General features: G+C 38.0%; 19 protein-coding genes. 17 read left to right on the forward strand and 2 right to left on the reverse strand.

Annotated elements, in window-relative coordinates; translation table 11 throughout:
- Positions 1–18 precede the first annotated feature (18 nt).
- The 13 genes from D8793_RS07995 (at position 19) to D8793_RS08055 (ending at position 15,256) form a co-directional block, all read left to right on the forward strand.
- Positions 19–519 carry a phosphoribosylanthranilate isomerase gene (locus tag D8793_RS07995; protein ID WP_125371991.1) on the forward strand — a complete coding sequence of 167 codons (501 nt, stop codon included), beginning with the start codon at positions 19–21 and terminating at the stop codon, positions 517–519.
- Positions 516–1,451: a hypothetical protein gene (locus tag D8793_RS08000; RefSeq protein WP_125371992.1), complete on the forward strand. Its 936-nt coding sequence runs from the start codon at positions 516–518 to the stop codon at positions 1,449–1,451. The genes D8793_RS07995 and D8793_RS08000 overlap by 4 nt, the downstream gene beginning before the upstream one ends.
- 100 nt (positions 1,452–1,551) lie before the next feature.
- Positions 1,552–2,886, forward strand: coding sequence for a methylenetetrahydrofolate--tRNA-(uracil(54)-C(5))-methyltransferase (FADH(2)-oxidizing) TrmFO (gene trmFO, locus D8793_RS08005; RefSeq protein WP_125383852.1), 1,335 nt, complete (start codon positions 1,552–1,554; stop codon positions 2,884–2,886).
- 115 nt (positions 2,887–3,001) lie between these two features.
- Positions 3,002–3,826, forward strand: coding sequence for an alpha/beta hydrolase (locus D8793_RS08010; RefSeq protein ID WP_125371996.1), 825 nt, complete (start codon positions 3,002–3,004; stop codon positions 3,824–3,826).
- Between the two features lie 26 nt (positions 3,827–3,852).
- A complete protein-coding gene (locus tag D8793_RS08015; RefSeq protein WP_125371998.1) occupies positions 3,853–4,593 on the forward strand; it encodes an esterase family protein in 741 nt (246 codons plus the stop codon).
- A 27-nt stretch (positions 4,594–4,620) separates the two neighbouring features.
- Entirely contained in the window at positions 4,621–5,787 is a 1,167-nt protein-coding gene (locus tag D8793_RS08020; protein WP_125372000.1) for an ATP-grasp domain-containing protein, read from the forward strand.
- A gap of 393 nt (positions 5,788–6,180) precedes the next feature.
- Entirely contained in the window at positions 6,181–7,149 is a 969-nt protein-coding gene (locus D8793_RS08025) for a thiamine pyrophosphate-dependent dehydrogenase E1 component subunit alpha (RefSeq protein WP_125372002.1), read from the forward strand.
- A 19-nt stretch (positions 7,150–7,168) separates the two neighbouring features.
- Positions 7,169–8,161 (forward strand): alpha-ketoacid dehydrogenase subunit beta, encoded by a 993-nt coding sequence (locus D8793_RS08030; RefSeq protein WP_125372004.1) that lies wholly within the window; start codon positions 7,169–7,171, stop codon positions 8,159–8,161.
- Positions 8,162–8,609: 448 nt separating this feature from the next.
- Complete coding sequence (locus D8793_RS08035; RefSeq protein WP_125372006.1) at positions 8,610–9,653, forward strand: dihydrolipoamide acetyltransferase; 1,044 nt, start codon at positions 8,610–8,612, stop codon at positions 9,651–9,653.
- 47 nt (positions 9,654–9,700) lie between these two features.
- Positions 9,701–11,404: a dihydrolipoyl dehydrogenase gene (gene lpdA, locus D8793_RS08040; RefSeq protein WP_125372008.1), complete on the forward strand. Its 1,704-nt coding sequence runs from the start codon at positions 9,701–9,703 to the stop codon at positions 11,402–11,404.
- A 59-nt stretch (positions 11,405–11,463) separates the two neighbouring features.
- Positions 11,464–12,453, forward strand: a complete 990-nt coding sequence (lplA, locus tag D8793_RS08045; protein ID WP_061453648.1) for a lipoate--protein ligase — start codon at positions 11,464–11,466, stop codon at positions 12,451–12,453.
- A 159-nt stretch (positions 12,454–12,612) separates the two neighbouring features.
- The gene (locus D8793_RS08050) at positions 12,613–14,622 is read left to right on the forward strand and encodes a DUF1430 domain-containing protein (protein WP_125386891.1); all 2,010 of its coding nucleotides are present in this window, start codon (positions 12,613–12,615) and stop codon (positions 14,620–14,622) included.
- Between the two features lies 1 nt (position 14,623).
- On the forward strand, positions 14,624–15,256 hold the full coding sequence (locus D8793_RS08055; protein ID WP_125372012.1) for an ABC transporter ATP-binding protein: 633 nt from the start codon (positions 14,624–14,626) through the stop codon (positions 15,254–15,256).
- 79 nt (positions 15,257–15,335) lie between these two features.
- Here D8793_RS08055 and xerS read toward each other — a convergent pair whose 3' ends face one another.
- Positions 15,336–16,406, reverse strand: a complete 1,071-nt coding sequence (xerS, locus tag D8793_RS08060; protein ID WP_125372014.1) for a tyrosine recombinase XerS — start codon at positions 16,404–16,406, stop codon at positions 15,336–15,338.
- A 213-nt stretch (positions 16,407–16,619) separates the two neighbouring features.
- Between xerS and D8793_RS12040 the strand changes: the two genes are divergently transcribed.
- The 3 genes from D8793_RS12040 (at position 16,620) to D8793_RS08070 (ending at position 19,340) form a co-directional block, all read left to right on the forward strand.
- On the forward strand, positions 16,620–16,961 hold the full coding sequence (locus tag D8793_RS12040) for a S24 family peptidase (protein ID WP_221760779.1): 342 nt from the start codon (positions 16,620–16,622) through the stop codon (positions 16,959–16,961).
- A gap of 69 nt (positions 16,962–17,030) precedes the next feature.
- Positions 17,031–17,162, forward strand: a complete 132-nt coding sequence (locus D8793_RS12220; protein WP_260471110.1) for a S24/S26 family peptidase — start codon at positions 17,031–17,033, stop codon at positions 17,160–17,162.
- A gap of 141 nt (positions 17,163–17,303) precedes the next feature.
- Positions 17,304–19,340, forward strand: coding sequence for an AlwI family type II restriction endonuclease (locus D8793_RS08070; protein WP_125372016.1), 2,037 nt, complete (start codon positions 17,304–17,306; stop codon positions 19,338–19,340).
- Between the two features lie 152 nt (positions 19,341–19,492).
- On the opposite strand, the gene D8793_RS08075 is transcribed toward D8793_RS08070, so the two are convergent.
- Positions 19,493–21,628 carry a Dam family site-specific DNA-(adenine-N6)-methyltransferase gene (locus tag D8793_RS08075; RefSeq protein ID WP_125383856.1) on the reverse strand — a complete coding sequence of 712 codons (2,136 nt, stop codon included), beginning with the start codon at positions 21,626–21,628 and terminating at the stop codon, positions 19,493–19,495.
- A gap of 170 nt (positions 21,629–21,798) precedes the next feature.
- Here D8793_RS08075 and D8793_RS08080 point away from each other — a divergent pair.
- Positions 21,799–22,996 (forward strand): AlwI family type II restriction endonuclease (locus D8793_RS08080; protein WP_125386893.1); only part of this gene is annotated, 1,198 nt, incomplete at its 3' end.

Consider the following 22,996-nt stretch of genomic DNA (forward strand, 5'->3'; position numbering starts at 1 on the left):
AAAAATAAGGAACAGGCTATGATGGATAAATTTGCAGAGTTTCTCAAAATCGCGTCTCAACTGAATAAGATGGGAATTATTCCACTGCTGATGGGTTCTCTAGGTCTGGAACAGGTTACTGGAAAGGACTGGCAAGCGCGCGATATCGACATTCACGTTCACGGTGATGAGCGTGGCTGGGAAGCACCTGATGAAGAGCGTATTTACGATATGGATAAGATTGAACCCATGATGGAGCGCTTGGGCTATCGTTTGGTCGACCTGCACGAGCATGAATTCCAAAAAGAAGATTTGTCTGTTGAGTTTGGGGTCATGGAGACTTTGGAGTCCTTCTCAGGTGTGCCAATAGCGGAGCTGACTCGGAGAGAAGTTGAAGATGTTGAGTTTCTACTTCCGACTCCAGAGCAATTTCTGGCGATCTACCGTGCCTCTTCCCAAGATTCTTACCGAAATGATAATAACAATCATAAGGATTTTGCTAAGATTGCTTATTTAGAGGAGATGTTAAAAGCAAAGTGATTAAGAAAATAATTAGTGTACTGTTTTCCATTCTCGCATTATTTATCTTGTCTGCATGTAACAACAGAGTCGATCGTGATTTAGCTAAAACAGCTATTTCAAACATTCGTTCTGTAGTAGAAGCTGCAGGGTTAGAAGCAGAAGGATACTCGACAGCTGATACCTTTGGATATTATGGATCTCCGTTTTACGTTGAAGGAAATAAGAAATTTGTTGATGTCTATGTGGATTTTGAAAAAGATTACGTTGAGAGCACTCCAGTCCTTAAATACAATCCGAGGCTTAAAGAAGTTGAAAAGAAAAAATTCTTTGGTTTTTCCAAGAAAACAGTCTACCGTTTAGAAATGGAGTATGTTTCTGGTGATGACAACTATGATCGGCTTAAGGAAGCTTATAATATATTACTTCAAAGTGGTAGCTTAACTTCAACATATTTAAGCGATGATGCGATTAGAAAACTTTATATTAAAAACTCAATTGAATTGGACAAATTTGACTCGAGTTATTCATTGGTGCCCAAAAAAGAATATAGCGGTAATCCGAGAACTCATCTTGAAGAGCAAGAGAAAAGGGAAGCGATTTTGAAGAGGGATGTCAAAGAACTAACTCCGTTAATCAAGGACTTAGGCCCAAGTAGAGTCAACAATCTCAATGAAGAGACTCTTGTTCGCAATCGCGATACTCTCTTAAAAAGAGTCGCTAATAATCGTTCGACTTTTAGCATTAGAATACAAATCGATATAGATCAGGTACGAAAACAAAACCTACAAGTAACTAATGAAGATATTGACAATTGGACTGATTCTGATTTTGAATACTTACTTGCTCAAATACTTCAAATCGATAAACTACCTAAGAATACTGAAGTACGTTTTATTATGAAATATGGAAGCAAACTGAATTGGAAGACATTCAGTTTTGATAAAGAATAATTTTGGAAAGACATTCAGGAATCCTCCTGTCTGTCTTTTTTACTATCTTTTTGTTATAATGATCAGAGTGAAAATCTAGAAATATCCAAGGGAGAGTATCATGTCATCATCCTATATCAATGTTATCGGTGCTGGTCTGGCTGGCAGTGAAGCAGCTTACCAGATTGCTAAGCGTGGAATCCCAGTCAAACTCTATGAAATGCGAGGTGTCAAGTCAACGCCTCAACACAAGACTGCAGATTTTGCAGAATTGGTCTGCTCTAACTCTCTAAGAGGAGATGCGCTGACCAATGCAGTTGGTCTGCTCAAGGAAGAAATGCGGCGGTTGGACTCGGTCATTTTAAGATCGGCAGAAGCGACTCGGGTGCCAGCAGGTGGTGCTCTAGCGGTTGATAGAGAAGGCTTTTCGCAGATGGTGACTGAGCTAGTATCCAATCATCCACTGATTGAAGTCATGCGCGAGGAAATCACCGAAATTCCAGAGGAGGCCATTACAGTCATTGCGACAGGACCCTTGACCAGCGATGCTTTGGCAGAAAAAATCCACGCGCTCAATGGCGGCGACGGATTTTATTTCTACGATGCAGCAGCGCCTATTATCGATGTCAATACCATTGATATGACTAAGGTCTATCTAAAATCCCGCTATGACAAGGGGGAAGCAGCCTATCTCAATGCACCTATGACCAAGCAAGAATTTATGGATTTCCATGAGGCTTTGGTCAATGCGGAGGAAGCACCACTTAATTCCTTTGAGAAAGAAAAATACTTTGAAGGCTGCATGCCTATTGAAGTTATGGCCAAGCGAGGCATTAAAACCATGCTTTATGGTCCGATGAAGCCGGTTGGCTTGGAATACCCAGATGATTACCAAGGCCCTCGGGATGGTGAATATAAGACTCCATACGCTGTGGTGCAGCTTCGTCAGGACAATGCAGCGGGCAGTCTTTACAATATTGTCGGTTTCCAAACTCATCTCAAGTGGGGAGAGCAAAAGCGTGTCTTTCAAATGATTCCTGGCCTTGAAAATGCAGAATTTGTCCGCTATGGTGTCATGCACCGTAACTCCTATATGGACTCTCCAAATCTGCTGGAACAGACTTTCCGCTCTAAGAAACAGCCCAATCTTTTCTTTGCAGGTCAAATGACTGGAGTTGAAGGGTACGTAGAGTCAGCAGCTTCAGGTCTAGTTGCTGGTATTAACGCTGCTCGACTCTTCAAGGGAGAAGAAGCACTTGTCTTTCCAGAAACAACAGCTATTGGAAGTCTGCCTCATTATGTTACTCATGCTGACAGCAAGCATTTCCAACCCATGAATGTCAATTTTGGGATTATCAAAGAGCTTGACAGCCCTCGAATTCGTGATAAGAAAGAGCGCTATGAGAAGATTGCTGAGCGGGCCTTGCAGGATTTACAGGCTTATCTGGATAAATAATCTATTTTCTATCATTATCTAATAAAAATCATTAAAAAGTTAGGAATTTCCTAACTTTTTTGCTTAATTTGTGTTATAATAAATAAAAATTTTGAAAATAGAAAGTTTTCTGAAAATGAATAAATCCTATTTCTATCTTGATATGAAAACTCATGAGTTGGTGGTTCCTTACACCAAACAAAAGCGGCGCGTGCGAGTGCTGCTTCCTAAAAATTATGAACAAGATACTGAAAAGACTTATCCTGTCGTTTATTTTCACGATGGTCAAAATGTCCTTTATAGCAAGGAGTCCTTCAGTGGCCATTCTTGGAAAGTAATCCCGACAATCAAGCGCAATCCCGATATTGAAAAAATGATAGTCGTGGCCATTGACAATGATGGGCCGCGTCGGATGAATGAATATTCAGCATGGAAGTTCCAAGAGTCCAATATTCCTGGAATGCAATTTGGTGGTAAGGGCACAGAGTACGCTGAGTTCGTCATGGATGTCGTCAAACCTTTTATTGACGAAAACTATCGGACGAAGCCTGACCGCCAGCATACAGCTATGATTGGTTCTTCATTGGGTGGCAATATTACCCAGTTTATTGGCATTGAATATCAGGATCAGGTCGGCTGTCTGGGCGTTTTTTCATCAGCCAACTGGCTCCATCAGGAAGCTTTTGATCGCTATATAGAACGCCAGAAGTTGCACTCTGACCAGCGAGTTTTCATCTATGTTGGAACAGAGGAAGCAGATGATACTGACAAGACTCTCATGGCAGGCAATATCAAACAAGCCTACATTGATTCTTCGCTCAGTTATTACCGTCAGCTGATTGCTGCTGGTGTGGAGCTGGATAATCTCCACATCAAAATCCAGTCAGGAGCGATTCACAATGAAGTGGACTGGGCGGAAAATCTGCCCGACTGTTTCCGCTTTATCAGTGAAAAGTGGTAGAAAAAGAAGCAAAAAGGAGAAAAGAAATGCATGTAGAATTTTTAAGTCATTGGAGCGGTCATTTGAACCGTGAAATGTATGTCAATCGTTACGGTCATGCTGGCATTCCAGTGGTAGTCTTTGCTTCATCAGGCGGTTCTCACAATGAATATGCTGATTTCGGCATGATTGAAGCCTGCTCTTGGTTCATCGAGACAGGGAAGGTGCAATTTTTTACCTTAAGTAGCGTAGATAGCGAAAGCTGGCTGGCGGACTGGAAACATCTCCATGACCGTGCGGAGATGCACCGTGCTTATGAGCGTTATGTTATTGAAGAAGCAATTCCCTTTATCAAACACAAGACAGGTTGGTTTGACCCAATGATGACGACAGGTTGCTCTATGGGCGCTTATCATGCCGTCAATTTTTTCCTCCAGCATCCAGATGTTTTCAACAAAGTAATCGCCCTCAGTGGTGTCTATGATGCACGTTTCTTTGTTGGTGACAATTTGAACGACGAAGCCATTTATCAAAACTCGCCAGCTGACTATATCTGGAACCAAAATGATGGTTGGTTTATTGACCGCTATCGACAGGCTGATATTATTGTTTGTACCGGTTTGGGCGACTGGGAGCAGGATGGTCTTCCTTCATTCTATACACTGAAAGAAGCCTGCGAGCACAAACATATTCCAGCTTGGTTTGCTGAATGGGGCCATGATGTATCCCATGATTGGATTTGGTGGCGCAAACAGATGCCTTATTTCTTGAGCCAGTTAAATCTCTAAAATGTGAAGTAGAAAGGAAGTCTTACTATGAATTATATTGTTATTTCACCTTATTATCCAGAAAATTTCCAGCAGTTTACTATTGAGCTGGCTAACAAGGGCATTACAGTGCTTGGTATCGGACAGGAGCCCTATGAGCAGTTAGGTCCAGGACTTCAGCACGCCTTGACTGAGTATTTTCGTGTTGACAATTTGGAAAATCTGGACGAAGTGAAACGTGCGGTAGCCTTCCTTTTCTACAAACATGGACCGATTGACCGCATTGAATCCCACAATGAATACTGGCTGGAGCAAGATGCCCAATTGCGGGAACAATTTAACGTTTTTGGGGCTAAGCCAAATGACCTGAAAAAGACCAAATTCAAGTCTGAAATGAAGAAACTCTTCCAGAAAGCTGGCGTGCCAGTCGTTCCAGGTCAGGTTGTTAAAAAACTATCGGATGTGGATCAGGCTGTCAAAAAAATCGGCCTGCCTCTGATTGCCAAGCCAGACAATGGGGTAGGAGCTGCAGCCACGTTTAAGATTGAGACAGCTTCGGATGTCGAGCATTTTAAAGAAGAATGGGATCAGGAGACTGTCTATTTCTTTGAAAAATTTGTGACTTCTAGTGAGATTTGTACGTTTGATGGTCTGATTGATTCAGAAGGAAATATAGTCTTTTCAACGACTTTTGATTACGCCTACACACCGCTAGACCTCATGCTTTATAAAATGGATAATTCTTACTATGTCCTCAAGGAGATGGATCCAAAACTTCGTGCTTATGGCGAGGCTATTGTCCAAGCATTTGGCATGAAAGAGCGCTTTTTCCATATCGAGTTTTTCCGTCAAGATGGTGATTATATAGCTATCGAATACAATAATCGTCCAGCAGGCGGCTTTACCATCGATGTTTATAACTATGCTCACTCAATCGATCTCTATCGTGGATACGCAAATATTGTTGCGGGTGAGCCTTTCCCTGAGTCAGACATGGAGCCGTTATTCTGCTTGGCAACATCTCGTCGCGCAAGCTCACATTATACCTATTCAGAGGCGGAGTTGCTAGAGAAATATCGAGATAACTTTAAAGTCAAAAAAGACATGCCAGCAGCCTTCGCAGAGTTGCAAGGAGACTACCTCTACATGCTGACCACTCCAAGTCGGGAACAGATGGAAGAGATGATTGCGGACTTTGGAAAGAAAGCAGAATGATCTTTTATAGTAAATAGTTTCCTTACAGCGGTGAACATCCACTCAGCATATATAATAGTGTTGCGGAAATAGAACGAGAATCTAGTTTTGAATCTATTGAACCATTCAAAAAAATCTAAACATAATAGTTTGTGAAATTGTTGTTTTTATTTCATCAATCAGCGTATCCATGGGATATGCTGATTTTTCTTTGTGAAAAAATTTGAGCAAAACCTTTGACAGTGCTTACAATATTCGTTAGAATAGAAGGGAAATAAATAATGCTTATACCCTGTATCATTCGGAATGATAGGACAGCTAGAGCGCTTGGGATATTCATAATATCCTAGTACAACTTAAATAGTTGCAGCTGCCTGTACATACGATTGAATGGGGTTTTAGAAAGGCAAATAAATGGCAACCTTAGATAAATCTCTCTTATTAGAGATGTTCCGTAAGATGGAAGAAATCCGTCGCATGGACTTAAAAATTGCTCAGTTAGTGAAAAAGGGGAAAGTACCCGGTATGACTCACTTTTCTGTTGGAGAGGAAGCTGCTAACGTCGGAGCGATGCTGGCTCTTAATCCAGATGATCTGATTACCTCAAATCACCGTGGACACGGGCAAGCTATTGCCAAAGGGATTGACCTCAACGGAATGATGGCTGAAATCCTCGGAAAATACACTGGAACCTGTAAAGGAAAAGGTGGTTCTATGCACATCGCTGACCTTGATGCGGGTAACCTCGGTGCCAATGGTATCGTAGGTGGTGGTATGGGAATCGCTGTTGGTGCGGCCCTCAGTCAGCAGATGCAACATACTGGTAAAATCGTCGTCTGCTTCTTTGGAGATGGTGCGACCAACGAAGGTGTCTTCCACGAAGCAGTGAACATGGCTTCTATTTGGAAACTTCCTGTTATTTTCTACTGCATTAACAACGGTTATGGGATTTCTGCGGATATCAAGAAAATGACCAATGTGGAGCACATTCATCAACGTAGCGCTGCTTATGGAATTCCTGGAATGTTTATCGAAGATGGAAATAATGTTCTGGATGTCTATGAAGGCTTCCAAAAGGCTGTCGAGCACGTTCGTAGTGGTAAAGGACCAGTCTTGATCGAAAGTGTAACCTATCGTTGGTTAGGACATTCATCTTCTGATCCGGGTAAATACCGTACTCGTGAAGAAGTAGACGAATGGAAGAAAAAAGATCCCATTGAAAATCTTCGAAACTACTTGCTAGAGAATGACATTGCAAGTGAGGAGGAACTAGAAGCTATTCAAACTAGTGTCAAAGAAGCGGTAGAAGCATCTGTCAAGTTTGCAGAAGAAAGCCCACTCCCACCGCTTGAATCTGCTTTTGAAGATATTTACGCAGACTAAAGAGAGGAGAAAAAAGAAAATGGAAACTAAAACAATGTCATTTCGTGACACCATTATCCTCGCTATGTCTGAGGAAATGCGTCGCGATGAAAATGTACTCTTGATGGGTGAGGATGTCGGAGTTTTCGGTGGAGATTTCGGAACATCTGTTGGTATGCTGGAAGAATTTGGACCTGAGCGTGTACGTGACTGTCCGATTTCAGAAGCAGCGATTTCTGGAGCGGCAGCAGGAGCAGCCATGACAGGACTTCGTCCAATCGTTGATATGACCTTTATGGATTTCTCAGTCATTGCCATGGACAATATCGTCAACCAAGCCGCTAAAACACGTTATATGTTTGGTGGTAAAGGTCAGGTTCCAATGACCATTCGCTGTGCGGCTGGTAACGGAGTTGGTTCTGCCGCCCAGCACTCGCAATCTCTAGAGTCTTGGTTTACTCATATTCCTGGACTGAAAGTTGTGGCTCCAGGTACACCTGCGGACATGAAAGGACTTCTCAAGTCTTCTATCCGTGATAACAACCCAGTTATCATTCTTGAGTACAAATCAGAATTTAACCAAAAAGGGGAAGTGCCAGTTGATCCAGACTACACAATCCCACTTGGAGTTGGCGAAATCAAACGTGAAGGAACAGATGTAACAGTAGTTACTTACGGTAAAATGCTTCGTCGTGTCATGCAGGCGGCTGAAGAATTGGCAGAAGAAGGTATCTCTGTAGAAGTCGTTGACCCACGTACATTGGTGCCACTTGATAAAGAAATTATCATCAACTCTGTTAAAAAGACTGGTAAGGTTGTTCTCGTCAACGATGCCCACAAAACAAGTGGTTATATCGGAGAGATTTCAGCGATTATTTCTGAATCAGAAGCATTTGATTATCTAGACGCACCAATCCGCCGTTGTGCCGGAGAAGATGTGCCAATGCCTTATGCACAAAACTTAGAAAACGCAATGATTCCGACTGTTGAAAGCATCAAAGACGCTATTCGGAAGACATATCATAAAGAATAAGGTATAATAAAGAAAAGGCTTTCTCATGGATTAGATTACATAGATTATTTTATGTAATCTAATCTTGTGTAGAGGTCCTAATAAGTACTTTTAATATTTATATTTAGTGTGGGCTAAGAGCTCAGAAAAAAGATAATTTACCTTGGTTTTATCGAAGCCAGTGTCGATTTCCTATTTTTCAATCGCTTTTAATGCCCTTTGTATTATGTAATTGAATTCGGACGGAGGTCTGCGAAAAAAAAAGATAGATTTCCTTGTGTTCATCGAACACATCGTCAATCTCCTATTTTTTCCTTGCCCTCTTCGTCCTTAATATCTTAGATTAGAACACGGGCTAAAAGCTCGGAAAAAAGATAAATCTCCTTGACTTCATCGAAGTCTGCGTTGATTTCCTATTTTTCGGTCGCTTTTAAACGCCCTTTGTATCATAAATAGAATTGGAGAGGTCATGGCTGATGACAAGCTAAGAGCGACTCCTGCGGCTAGAAAGTTAGCGGATGATCTAGGGATCAACCTCTATGATGTTTCTGGCTCAGGTGCAAACGGTCGTGTCCACAAAGAAGACGTGGAAACTTATAAAGACACAAACGTGGTTCGCATTTCGCCACTTGCAAAACGAATTGCCCTCGAACATAACATTGCTTGGCAGGAAATCCAAGGAACAGGTCATCGTGGTAAGATTATGAAGAAGGACGTTTTGGCCTTGCTTCCTGAAAATATCGAAAACGATACCATCAAGTCTCCTGCTCAGATCGAAAAAGTGGAAGAAGTTCCGGACAATATCACTCCTTATGGTGAGATTGAGCGTATTCCAATGACACCAATGCGTAAGGTTATCGCCCAACGTATGGTTGAATCTTACTTAACTGCGCCAACCTTCACGCTCAACTACGATGTCGATATGTCAGAAATGTTGGCGCTTCGTAAGAAGGTTCTTGATCCAATCATGGAAGCAACTGGTAAGAAAGTAACGGTTACAGACCTTCTTTCTCTCGCTGTTGTTAAGACACTGATGAAGCACCCATACATCAACGCTTCATTGACAGAAGATGGCAAGACCATTATCACTCATAACTATGTTAACCTTGCGATGGCAGTTGGTATGGATAATGGATTGATGACACCTGTTGTCTTTAATGCTGAAAAAATGAGCTTGTCAGAGTTAGTTGTAGCCTTCAAGGATGTGATTGGACGGACATTGGATGGCAAATTGTCTCCAAGTGAGCTCCAAAATTCAACTTTCACAATCAGTAACTTAGGAATGTTTGGTGTTCAGTCCTTTGGTCCTATCATTAACCAACCAAACTCAGCAATCCTCGGGGTTAGCTCAACAGTTGAGAAACCTGTAGTTGTCAATGGTGAGATTGTCATTCGCCCTATCATGAGCCTAGGATTAACCATTGACCACCGTGTCGTAGATGGTATGGCTGGTGCTAAGTTTATGAAAGACTTGAAAGCCTTGATTGAGAACCCAATCTCAATGTTGGTTTAAAAAAATACAGTATTGATTTTTAGAGATATAGATAAAGGAAGTAAGACATGGCCTTAGAAGTAATTATGCCAAAAGCCGGCGTGGATATGACAGAAGGACAAATCGTCCAATGGAATAAAAAAGTCGGTGAATTTGTAAAAGAAGGAGAAATCCTTTTGGAAATCATGACTGACAAAGTCAGCATGGAATTGGAAGCCGAAGAAGATGGATACTTGATTGCCATCCTTAAAGGAGATGGTGAAACTGTCCCAGTAACGGAAGTCATTGGCTACCTTGGTGAAGAAGGGGAGAACATCCCAACAGCTGGAGCTGCAGCGCCAGAAGCTAGTCCTGCACCTGCAGCTAGTGCCTCAAACGACGACGGTAAGAGCGATGATGCCTTTGATATCGTTGTGATTGGTGGAGGTCCTGCTGGTTATGTTGCAGCGATTAAAGCTGCCCAACTCGGTGGGAAGGTTGCCCTTGTTGAGAAATCAGAACTCGGTGGAACCTGCTTGAACCGTGGATGTATCCCAACTAAGACCTACCTTCACAACGCTGAAATCATTGAAAACATCGGTCATGCAGCAAATCGTGGTATCGTCATTGAAAATCCAAACTTCACCGTTGATATGGATAAACTCCTTGAAACCAAGTCTAAAGTTGTCAATACCTTGGTAGGTGGTGTTGCAGGACTCCTTCGTAGCTACGGAGTTACTGTTCATAAGGGAATTGGTACAATCACTAAAGACAAGAATGTCTTGGTTGATGGCTCAGAATTGCTTGAAACTAAGAAAATCATCCTTGCTGGTGGTTCAAAAGTCAGCAAGATCAACGTTCCTGGTATGGAATCTCCACTTGTGATGACCAGCGATGATATTCTGGAAATGAACGAAGTACCAGAAAGCCTTGTTATCATAGGTGGTGGGGTTGTCGGTATCGAACTCGGTCAGGCCTTCATGACATTTGGGTCAAAAGTAACTGTTATCGAAATGATGGATCGTATTGTACCAGCTATGGATGCTGAAGTTTCCAAGAATCTTCGCTTGATTCTTGAGCGTAAAGGAATGACTATCTTGACAGGTACAAAATTGGAAGAAATCATCGAAGAAAATGGTCAACTTCGTATCAAGGTTGAAGGAAAAGACGATATCATCGCAAGCAAAGCTCTTCTTTCAATCGGTCGTGTGCCAGACCTTGAAGGTATTGGCGATGTTGAGTTTGAATTGGATCGTGGACGCATCAAGGTCAACGAATACATGGAAACTTCTGTTCCAGGTATCTACGCACCAGGTGACATCAACGGTACGAAGATGTTGGCGCATGCAGCCTTCCGCATGGGTGAAGTTGCCGCTGAAAATGCCCTCAAAGGAAACCATGCTGTTGCCAAATTGAACTTGACTCCTGCAGCCATCTATACTCTTCCTGAAGTAGCAGCAGTAGGTCTAACTGAAGAACAAGCACGTGAGAAATACGATGTTGCCATCGGTAAATTCAACTTTGCTGCTAACGGTCGTGCCATTGCATCTGATGCTGCTCAAGGTTTCGTAAAAGTTATCGCCGATAAGAAATACGGAGAAATCCTTGGTGTGCACATCATTGGTCCTTCAGCTGCAGAATTGATCAACGAAGCGTCAAGCATCATCGAAATGGAAATCACTGTTGAGGAAATGCTGAAGACCATCCACGGACATCCAACCTACTCTGAAGTTATGTACGAAGCATTTGCAGATGTACTAGGAATGGCCATCCATTCACCTAAGAAAAAATAAATCGAAGATAGTTCAGACTGGAAAGGTATTTTCCAGTCTCTATCGTATAAAGGGATATCATGAAATATATTATCAATCATTCAAACGACACTGCCTTTAATATCGCCTTGGAAGAATATGCCTTTAAACACCTTTTGGATGAGGATCAAATCTTCCTACTTTGGATCAATAAACCATCTATCATTGTCGGGCGTCACCAGAACACTATCGAAGAAATTAACCGTGATTATGTTCGAGAAAATGGCATTGAGGTAGTCCGCCGTATCAGTGGTGGTGGAGCTGTTTACCACGATTTAAACAACCTCAACTACACCATTATTTCAAAAGAAGATGAAAACAAGGCCTTTGACTTCAAGAGCTTCTCAACTCCAGTTATCAATACCTTGGCTCAACTAGGCGTTAAAGCTGAGTTCACAGGCCGTAATGACCTTGAGATTGATGGGAAAAAATTCTGTGGCAATGCCCAAGCCTATATCAATGGGCGTATCATGCACCACGGATGCTTGCTCTTTGACGTCGATTTGTCAGTCCTAGCAAACGCCCTCAAGGTTTCAAAAGATAAATTTGAATCAAAAGGTGTGAAATCCGTCCGTGCCCGTGTAACCAATATTATCGATGAATTACCAGAAAAAATCACAGTTGAAGAATTCCGTGATCTGCTATTGGAATACATGAAAAAAGAGTACCCAGAGATGACTGAATACGTCTTTTCAGAAGAAGAATTGGCGGAAATCAATCGTATTAAGGATACTAAATTCGGTACTTGGGACTGGAACTATGGGAAATCACCTGAATTTAACGTCCGTCGTGGAACAAAATTCACCAGTGGTAAGGTTGAAGTTTTTGCCAACGTCATTGAATCAAAAATCCAAGATATCAAGATTTATGGAGACTTCTTTGGTATCGAAGACGTTGCAGCTGTAGAAGATGTCCTTCGTGGAGTGAAATACGAACGCGAAGATGTCCTTAAAGCTCTAGAAACTATTGATATTACACGCTACTTTGCTGGTATCAGCCGTGAAGAAATCGCTGAAGCAGTAGTAGGATAAAACTATAAGAGATTCGCTTTTGCGGATCTCTTTTTTGAACTCAGTTTTACCTATAAATAGTTTCTAATATATTGCTTTTATGGTATTATATAGATGGATAAAGTCGTTTGAAAAACTTGAAGTATCTCTCTTCAATCTCTCTTTAGAAAGTGTGATCTTATGAAACGAGTCTTTATTATCTTTTCTAATCTTTTTGTCACCAACTTTCTTCTTTGGATTGCCTTTATCTCACCAAATACGCTCATCCACCGAAGCCTCCCTGTGGTAGGAGTTCTTAAACAAGAAAGAAATATCACCAATGAGGAGCTTTCAGCTAACTTAGATCAGTTAGCAAAGGAAAGCAATAGTGTAATCGCTCGCCAGATTCAACAAACGGATTCGCAAGGTCAGATCAAGTTCTCCTATGATATCTACGGAGAGGGAGAGCTTCCAAAGGGCATCAAAAAAGCAGATAAAGAAGTCGCTTCTAAGAAAAGCTTACTTACCAATTACTATATACTCTCAGGGAAGTTACCACTCGAAAAGTTGGATCAAAAACTACACGAACTTGGTTTCTCAAAGACTTTCATGAATAAGCCTAATTTCTTGCAGAGTTTTATGGCATTTTTTGGTTCCGGTTCCCAATCCTTAGCCTTGGTTATTTTTATTCTTAGCTTTAGTGCATTGGCCATTATTCAAAAAACACTTGAATTGAGGAGTGCAGGGATTCGTTATATTGCAGGGATGAGACGGTACCAACTCTTTGGACGTTCTCTCGTGGAAGACAGCAGAGAGCTGCTTTTAGGATGTATTGGAGCCAGTGCCTTAGGATCCATTTTGATTTATTGCTTACAATTAACCCCCTTTGCCTATTCCTTCATCATTTCAAGTAGTATCATTTATAATACGCTCTTGCTCATCGTATCTGTTCTCCTGTCCTTTATATTTGTATTCAGCATCCAGACGGTGCACTTGGTTAGCCTTTTAAAAGGGAAAATTCCAGTAAAAAGGATTTTAGTTTTTCTCTTTACCTGTCAATTTCTCGCTGTTGCTCTCATTGGCCTTGCTATCCATCGGGTCAGTATCTATGGTTCTGTCTGGCAGACTTACCAAGAGGGGAAAGTGGCTTGGTCTAAAGAGACGAATTGGGTTCAAATTGGTGTAAATCGGGAGGATTTTTCACAGAATACAAACAAAGAGATGCAAAATGAAAACAGAGCCAAATGGTCTAAGCTAATCGAGTCTGGCATTGAAAAAGGCGGTCTCTTGGTCTATCATCATCTCGTATCTTTTAATTCAAAAGGCCTCATGAACGATCCTAGAACAGGGAGAAATCTTTCAATCACAGATTACGATCCTCTTGCCAATACCCTGTATGTCACTCCAAATTATCTCGATATCCAAAGGATCTCGGTTTCCCCTGAGGAAAAAGAGCGCTTGAATCACTTGCAAGCTGGAGAATTTGGACTCTTGCTCCCTGAAAAGTTGAAGGGTCAAGAAGAGGAGTTGAAAAAACTCTATGAAGATTATCTGACTCCTAGAGATGAACAAGGAAAGAGCCAGTTGCCTATGAAAGCACGGGTGACCTATCTTCCTAACAACCAAAAACGCTTTATTTATAACAATACACCTATGAACTATCAGCAATTCTTGACCGATCCGATTTTGGTTGTTGTTCGACCTAGAAGCTTTGGTGGCTACGACAATCCTTATTTCTCTCAACTCAATTCTTATCTGTATTTTGATGGACTTGAAAAAAGCAAGAAGCTAGTAGCTGAGAATGGGCTCGAAAAAAATGTGAGTCAATACGACTATGCAGCAGCTGTCTATCAGCAGATGATGCAATCCATTCAATTAGAGAACCTCATGGCCATTGCTGGCGGTATCTTCGGAATGGCGACCTCCATTCTACTCTTTAACACCATGAATTTCCTCTATTTTGAAGAGTTTAGAAGACCGATATTCCTGAAGAAGATTGCGGGTATGGACTTTTTGAAAATTCACCGAAGCATGCTCATATCAGAGATTGTCATGCTGCTATTAGGTAGTGTCCTGATTTTCTTTCTCACACAGGAATGGTGGATCGCTCTTGTCGCGCTCTTATTATTTGCGACCAATGCATGGCTGATTCTCCTTTACCGCTCGCATAAAGAGGACCATTTCTTGCCCATTATTCTGAAAGGAGCCTAATATGATCAAAATAGAACACCTGACAAAATCATTTGGAGAACGGATTGTCTTTCAGGGTATCAATCTGCAATTTGCAGCAGGAAAGGTCTACGCCCTAATCGGAAATAGTGGTTGCGGCAAAACAACCCTACTCAATATCCTGGCTAAGCTAGAACCTTATGATAAGGAAAGCATCAGCTACCGAGGGCAAGAGCTTAAGCAAATCAAATCTCATCACTTTTTCAAAAATGAATTAGGCTATCTCTTTCAAAACTTTGGTCTTCTTGAAAACGAAACCGTAGCTGCCAATTTAGAACTTGGATTGATTGGTCAAAAATGGACTAAACAAGAGAAGAAGCAGCGAGAAGAAGAAGTCTTAGAAAAGGTGGGATTGGATTATCTCGCACTCAATCAAAAAGTCTATGAATTATCAGGTGGAGAAGCGCAACGTGTCGCCTTAGCCAAAGTCATCCTCAAGGACCCTCCCCTGATTTTGGCAGATGAACTGACTGCAGCACTCGATCCAGAAACTTCACAAGAAATTATGAACTTACTGTTATCATTGAAAAAGCTAGACCGCTTGATGATTCTTGCGACGCATAACCCAGCGATTTGGGAAAAGGCTGATGAAGTGATTCGGTTAAATACTATTTAAGTTAAATAAAAATGCTCTATGAACAAAAAATCATAGAGCATTTTTACTGTTGTGTGTGTCATAATTTTAGTTCTGTAAACTATAGCTTATCCAAAGCATTCTTTTGCTCATCATTAACAATGTGGGTGTAAAGGTCGGTGACTTGTGTACTAGCATGCCCCAGCTGGTGACTGACGAGAACTTGAGATTTGGTTGCATCGTATAAACGTGTAGCAAGCGTGTGGCGGAGTTTGTGAGGTGTCACTCGCACCTTGAAGTCCTCGGAATACTTGGCCACCATTTTTTCGACACTGGAAGCATCGATTCGATTAGGAGTGCCGCGGTATTCAGTCAAAAAGAAGGCTAGATCTGTCTTTTCGGCCTTGTATCGCTTACTCCGAATGCTCAAATACTCTTCTAAATAGGGCTTGGCAAAAGCAGCGACATTGACAGAGTCCCTTTTCCCACCCTTCCTTGTCACTTCAATGACCATCATTTTGAGATTGATGTCTTTCAGGTCCAGATTGACAGCTTCAGACAGACGAACACCAGAGGCTAACAGCAAGGCAATGATGGCTAAATCTCGTTCTTTGTTCTTGTTGAAGGAGGATAGCGCACGGTTAGAGAGCTTCTTGGGGTATTCCCTATCAATATACTGGAGAAATTCCTCCGTCTCATCCCCTAAAAAGAGCTTCTGTTTAATATTCTCAGCACGAGCAGCCAGAGTTTCTTTTTTCTTCTTAGTAGCAACCTTCTTCATCACATTTCGATAGAAGTAGGGCTCACCCTGCTCGTTTTCCACTTCCTCGGTTAAATATTTGTAGAGGCTGGACAAAGCTGAAAGAGTCCGGTTGATGGTTGTCTGGGAAACACCGTTTTGGGTCGTATTAGCATTGAGAAGCGGCCGCTCTCGCAGATAAAGAATAAAGGCCTCCATGTCTTTCTTGGTCATGTTTTCCAAGACAGAAAGAGGAATCTCAGCAATCTCTGAAGCGTCAGATATACCAGAGTCTAAAACCCAGCGAAAAAATCGATCGTATTCTTTAAGATATTCATACAAGGTCGTAAAACTATAAGGTACTGCCAGCTTGGATTGGTAGTATTCTAGAACGTACCAGGGCATGATTTGCTTCAGCTTATCAATTCGTTCCAATAAAATCTCGCGTTTCATTCCATATTCCTCATGATTTTTCTATAAAAGAAGTATAACATATCTAGGTATATTTTTCAAGAAAATTATAGTTTTTCGGAAAGATGATAGGGGGAGGTTTTTAAGTAACCAAAAATTTTTTTTAAGCCATTTATACTCAATTATGTACTTTATTTAAGTGAACACTGGAAATTTTGACTACTCTCAATTCAGACGAAAATGTACTTTATTTAAGTGAAAACTAAAAATTTTTCAAATGTACATTTTGACAACAAAAAACACTCCAATATCAATTTAATGATCATTAGAGTTGTTTTTAGCTTGTTTGATTTTAAAGTTATCGTCTATTCCTCAGAATTACTTGAAGAACAGGAAAAATTCGACAACAAAGTAGTCGATCTATTCAGTTATAAAACCTATAAAGGTCTTTCTGCTGGAACTGGCTACTCCTACTTTGGAGATGGAGATTATACTCTTACTTATTCAACTGAAAATATCCCTCATGATTTTGCGTCTTGGGTTGTAGGTGACTCAATGGAGCCTGATTTACTTGATGGCGATGTAGTATTTGATTAAGCAATCAACAAATATTGAGGGCGGACAAGTTTATGCGGTTGAGTTTAACAATCAAACCTATGTAAAAAAGTGTATATTCATAAAACCTATCTACGACTTGTTTCAATAAACAAGAAGTATGACGATATTTATGCGCCTTATGAGGAAAATCCTCGTATAATTGGGAAGATCGTTGGGCATTTTAAGCCTGTAGAGAATTAGATTTCACTTATCGTATCCTCTTCAGTAAGATAATATTACAAAAAAACTACAGGCATGCTGAAGTTTTTTTATTTATGTTTATAAAATTATAAAATACTGGTGTATAATAAAGATATAATAATCTGTTCTAGAGGTGATTCAATGCGATTAGATAGTCCACAAAGTATTTTTAATATGGGAGATACTTCGATTCGAGTAAAGCAATTAGTTGAGGTTAATAAGCTTATTTTAAAGCATGTTAAAGAATACATGGGCAATACTCGTATATGGGAGCGAAATACTACTTTACAAGAGGATTTTTACAAGAGCTTTATTGATGAAATTGTTCGACTTGAAGAAGATGACGGCTTAGAACTGTTTGTGGATTTTAAACGTGCTAAAAACTATACAGTTAATACTAATCGACTTGGTTTACGAGGAAGAACTTTAACAAGCGGATTAGTAAAAACTGGACTCATTACTTCTAATAGAAAAATAAGTGATGTAGGAAGAGCTTATTTTAATAATAATTTAGCTGAACCTGATTCGATAGAGAAAATTCTAGGATTATCTGAAGATAACTTAGTTTATCTAAGACAATTTCTAAAATTAAGAATTTATTCTTCTGAATCCGATAATTACTTCTATAGTTTTAGATTTGCTGTGTTATTTTTAAGCAAATATGATAATGTACCTCAACAAAACTTCTTAAAATTAATTGAATCAATTAAACCTGAACAAAGTGAGGAAGAACTACTCTCCATAATTTCTGAATACCATGAAACATCAACAAATAATGAAACATTTGAAGATTTTTACAAGAGAACTTTCGTTAACACTTTACGCTCTAATGAAGAGTTAGAAGCTGTCAAATCTATGTTTGATAAACAAGATTTATCTGATGATAACTTTGTCAGATATTTTAACAACAGAGATAGCAGTAAAACATCTTTGTTGTACAAAGAATTTGTACTGCTGCTTCTTAACTTTATAGAGAATCCTAACGCTTCGTTGTTAGCTAATATACAGAAACTTTCTAAAGATGAGAGAATAAAAAAGGCGTTTGGAGAAGGAAGAATTCCATTCAAATTAAAACCTAAAATGAGTGTTATAGATTTTTTACAAGAAAACAATGAGAATCCTTTACTAAGTGGAGATGGGTATCAAATTTATCTTCAATTTGTATTCAGTAAGCACAATGATCTTATTAGAGAATATTCTGATATGTGCCGAAGAGCTTTTCAAGCCACTGGATTAGTTAGTTTTGATAATGGATTAGTGAATTTAAATAGTAAATGGGTTATTCTTCCGTTGCTTAAATTGTTGGATAAAGAATTTAATTTGACAGGTTATGAAAGTTACGAAGATTACGAACTAAACGAAAATAGTGTTTGGTTTGCTAATATGACTACTAAAGAAATTCTAAATATTTCAGAATTCAATATACAAAACCTCTACACTATTCTTGGTCAACAATTTGGCACAGACGATTTTTCAAAAATAAATAATCACATAGTTCGTAAACGAGAATTGGAATATAGGGATTTTATTGAAACACACTTCCCTGTTGAAAAAGTGATAAAAATTCTTGAATATATAAAAGTTCGAGATGATGAGAAAGTATTCGATTTGGTTACAGAAAACGCAACAGTCCCCACTATTTTCGAATATATATTGACTATTGTTTGGTATTACATTTCTAAACACAAAACGTTTTGTTTGCATCAAATTTTTCAAGTGTCTTTAGACGGAAATAAGTTACCATTGACTCATAGAGGTGGCGGAGCAGGTGACATTGAAATTATTACAGAAGAATATTCTCTGCTTATTGAAGCTACTTTGATGGATTTAAGTTCTCAAAAACGAGGAGAGATGGAACCTGTTATTCGACACAGTATAAATTTTGCCCTTGAAAATAATAAATCACAGACAATTTTTATTGCAAATGAATTAGATGACAATGTTATAAATGTTTTTAGAGCAACTCAATTTATTCAATTCAATGGAACATTAAAGACAGGGATTGTTAATGGTTTAAAGATATTTGGTCTGACTACTGAAGAGTTGATAATCATTCTTCAAAAAGGTATAAATGATATTGACTTACTTAATACTATAACTAACCATTCTAGTACCATGCCAACTACTATTTCAAATAATTGGAGGCAAGAAATACTTGATGATATCTTTTCAAAATAATAGAGTGGTCGCTTTACAAATAATATAAAACGTCTTCATAAGACTCATACAAGGAAACTGTTAAACGCATAACATTAGATATACAATTATCTAATGTTATGCGTTTTTATAATTGTAGAATTTTCAGACTTATTTTTGCTTAGTCCGCTTCTTTAGTAATTAGTGATTAACACTTCTACGGTATCTTTTGATTTGGCTCTAGACTGATAATTAGAATTGTTATAGTTGAAATCTAAATAATGAATATTATATTTTTCAGCCCAATTTTTTAATAGAGTGTTAGTCTTACCTTTATGAACAGTAACATTGGACAGGGCAAATTTTACTCCCTTATTTGTCAAAATATCCAATGTGTTCAATAATTCTTTTTCACTATTAACGCTCCACCCTCCATTTTCATTATACGCTGCGGTCGAAATTAAATATGGAGGATCTAGATACACGAAGTCGTCTTCTTCAAATGATTGTTGAACTAAGAAATCTTTGAAATCTAATGAAGAAAAAATAATTTTCCTTTTTTTTAATTCAGACATAAAATTTTGTAATTTTAAAGACATCTTTTGATTAAAGTCTCTTTTACCTGTCGGTGTATTGAACTCACCCTTTTTATTAAACCGAATTTGGTTATTAAACCCATATACAATTAAAATATAAAATATAATTGGATTGAGCTCTTTTCTAAAGTACCCATTGTTAAAATCTTCTCTCAATTTTTGATAAGCAATTTTGTTAACTTCTTTTAGTCCAATTGAAGAGGTAGTGTTGTAAAAGTCATACCCATTTTTTTTGGTATTTGACAGTCCGTACTTATCAATAATTTTTTCAATTTTCTTTGATAATTCATTGTAGTCAGCTTCACTTAGATAACGATATAAATCAATAACCTTTTTATTGATATCATTTACGAAGTATTGATTTGCTTCAACATTTATAGCTATATTAGCACCCCCAACAAAAACATCATAGAAATTATTTATATTTTTTGGAAAAAGAGGTAGCAATTGAGGCAGTAGTTTAAACTTTCCACCTGTGTAATTAATAGCAGATTGATTTGTATTTACGATTTTCTTACTTTCTTTATTTGATTTAAATACTTCGCATAGATACAGTAATTCTTTATGATCATTAATTTTAGTTTTTCCTGTAGTAAAAACTTTAAACGGAGTTTCAAAGATTTTAACATTCCCCTTTTTACTCAGAATACTGATTATTTCTTCATTAGAAATTTTTGCATTAGAACGTCCACTTCCTTTTTTAGCCATATTATTATACGAGACAAGAATGTATTTTGAATCAATGTCGTTGATTAGATTTTCGAAAGCTTTGGGTGCTTCTGAAGTCGAATATTTAGATTTTATATGACTTCTATCAATCATTTTTAACGCAACCCCAGCAAGTTCAGGTTTTTCCCAGTCAATAATATTCTCCAAAAGATGATACGCATCCCCATATTGTCTTGAGTTATACGGGGTGTCAATATAGACCAAATCAGCCTTGATATGTTTGACAAGCTCATTGGCGTCGCAATTATAAATTTCATTAAATTTATTAATGTTATTTTCTGGCACTTTTAAATGAATCGAATTAAATGTATCCATTTTTCTTCTGAAAGCATCGTAATGCCCTACCGTATTAGCAACTTTATCCATTGCGTATAATAGTGATGTAAGTAAAAAGGCTTTTTCCCTTTCATTAACATCATAAGTATCAATTTTTTGTCTAATAGCTCCAATTTTCTTAGCATTTTCATTAGAAAAATACTTTCCTCCAAAGTTTTGTGATACATAATTTTCTTTAACTGGTTTTAAATTATTAAGCTCATCAATTAATTTGACTATCTTTTCATAGTTAACTTCTTGGTTTCCGAACCAAGTTTTAAAACAAACATAGTTGGAGTGTAGTATATCATTTATGATGATTTTTTTTCCTTGTTTTCTAAATAGCTCAGAAACAACGCCAATCCCACCAAATATATCTGCTACTATATTCACTCCAGTGGTATTTTCATTTACTACTTTTTCTATAAAATTGAGCATTTTTTGTTTAGAGCCTAAGTATCTCCGATTTTCAATTTTTAAATAACTGTCATCAACAGCTTGTTCTTTATTGTTAATCTGCGTTTTCTGTTCAATAATATTGTGAATATTTTCTAAATCTTCCTCTGACCATATATACCAGTTTCGAAAATCTTTTTTAGGTGCTGGTAACAGTCCTTCTTTTATCCAATTATGAAGAGTTTGGCGAGTTATTCCTAAAGTCTCTTCAACAGATTTTGTTGTTAATGACATTTTTTCTCCTTATGCAACTACGCATCTACGTTTTTTTACAGCCTTATCTATTATATCACACTATGAATATTCTAGTATATACAAGGTAAAAAAATTATATACTTTGTATCTCTACTCTATCTTATTATCTATTATTTTGATACAATATATTCATTAGCGAGGTATTTTTTATGGCAAAGTATAGTTATTCTAGTTTTATTTGGAGTTTGGGAAATACATCCTTTAGGCAAAGCTCTTTGCCCCTAAAACTTGAGTTGGGATGTCGTGCACTTCAAAATGTCAGGCTTAAACATCCAACTGCTAAATGGAATTCCCTCTACTCAAATTTTCTTGATGAGATGAATAAATTTGATATTATTAACTATGGAGGAACCTTACCTGACAAAGATGCAAGAGCTATTAGTTCTTTTATAGAACAACTTGGGTTTTGCAATAAAAAAAGGTATTTATCGTCGGTTGGAAATAAAATTTTAGAACTATCTAAACCTCACAAAATCCAAAAAAATGAATTAAATATTTCAGAGTTTGGTTATTTATACTTCTTACAGCTAGTAAAAAAATCTTATCCATTCTTAAAAAAATATTCAATTAATCCATTTATAGCTACATTAGTAACTTTACTTAAAAATGATAGCATAACTGAAGATGAGTTTAAATTTTTTGTGATGACAACCATTGATAATGATAAAATTCTAAAAATTTCTAAAACCATCAAAAATTATAGAACATCTAGTAACCCCCAAAAATTTATTTATAATTATATTATTGATTTATTATTTTCAATGGATAATTATAAAAAAATATATCAAGATTTTGTTGTAAATAATTCGGTTTCCGACACAGAAATTCGTTTTTTGGGGATAAATAGGAATGGTTCCCAATATGAAATACCTATTGAAAATCTTTATGTTTTATTAAGAAATTGTAATAAACATAGTTCTAGACCTACTTTTACGCAAATTGCTGATATCATTGCAACAATTAGTAATAGATCGAGCTGGAAGAAATTTTTGAAAGGTGAAAGCACAAAACAAAGTGAACAAAAACTTTTTTTAAAAAAGCTACTAGATAAGGTATCTAAAATGAACGAAAAAGATTTTAGAGAGTGGTTTTTATATAATTGGCATTTTATTAAGACAGAAAATTTATTGAAAGAGTATTTAGATTTAAACAAAAGGGTTTTATCAGCAACTGAAATTTTTTCATTCTCTAATGGTTTAAGTTTAAATTTATTCTCAAAAGCGTACTTTCAGGATAAAATAGATGATTTAATTGATTGTGCTAAAAAAAGCTCTAGCGTCAGCATTTATGATTATATTCCCCTAAATAATCTTTTTGGTGGTGTTTTAGTAACAGACCCTTCAACAG

The sequence above is a fragment of the Streptococcus cristatus genome (genome assembly GCF_003943465.1).
In the GTDB taxonomy this organism is placed as follows: Bacteria; Bacillota; Bacilli; order Lactobacillales; family Streptococcaceae; genus Streptococcus; species Streptococcus cristatus_C.

Bases quoted from the DNA above. Each gene is read 5' to 3' on its own strand.
- D8793_RS07995 (WP_125371991.1), top strand. From the start codon at position 19: ATGATGGATAAATTTGCAGAGTTTCTCAAAATCGCGTCTCAACTGAAT.
- trmFO (WP_125383852.1), top strand. From the start codon at position 1,552: ATGTCATCATCCTATATCAATGTTATCGGTGCTGGTCTGGCTGGCAGT.
- D8793_RS08010 (WP_125371996.1), top strand. From the start codon at position 3,002: ATGAATAAATCCTATTTCTATCTTGATATGAAAACTCATGAGTTGGTG.
- D8793_RS08015 (WP_125371998.1), top strand. From the start codon at position 3,853: ATGCATGTAGAATTTTTAAGTCATTGGAGCGGTCATTTGAACCGTGAA.
- D8793_RS08020 (WP_125372000.1), top strand. From the start codon at position 4,621: ATGAATTATATTGTTATTTCACCTTATTATCCAGAAAATTTCCAGCAG.
- D8793_RS08025 (WP_125372002.1), top strand. From the start codon at position 6,181: ATGGCAACCTTAGATAAATCTCTCTTATTAGAGATGTTCCGTAAGATG.
- D8793_RS08030 (WP_125372004.1), top strand. From the start codon at position 7,169: ATGGAAACTAAAACAATGTCATTTCGTGACACCATTATCCTCGCTATG.
- D8793_RS08035 (WP_125372006.1), top strand. From the start codon at position 8,610: ATGGCTGATGACAAGCTAAGAGCGACTCCTGCGGCTAGAAAGTTAGCG.
- lpdA (WP_125372008.1), top strand. From the start codon at position 9,701: ATGGCCTTAGAAGTAATTATGCCAAAAGCCGGCGTGGATATGACAGAA.
- lplA (WP_061453648.1), top strand. From the start codon at position 11,464: ATGAAATATATTATCAATCATTCAAACGACACTGCCTTTAATATCGCC.
- D8793_RS08050 (WP_125386891.1), top strand. From the start codon at position 12,613: ATGAAACGAGTCTTTATTATCTTTTCTAATCTTTTTGTCACCAACTTT.
- D8793_RS08055 (WP_125372012.1), top strand. From the start codon at position 14,624: ATGATCAAAATAGAACACCTGACAAAATCATTTGGAGAACGGATTGTC.
- xerS (WP_125372014.1), bottom strand. From the start codon at position 16,406: ATGAAACGCGAGATTTTATTGGAACGAATTGATAAGCTGAAGCAAATC.
- D8793_RS08070 (WP_125372016.1), top strand. From the start codon at position 17,304: ATGCGATTAGATAGTCCACAAAGTATTTTTAATATGGGAGATACTTCG.
- D8793_RS08075 (WP_125383856.1), bottom strand. From the start codon at position 21,628: ATGTCATTAACAACAAAATCTGTTGAAGAGACTTTAGGAATAACTCGC.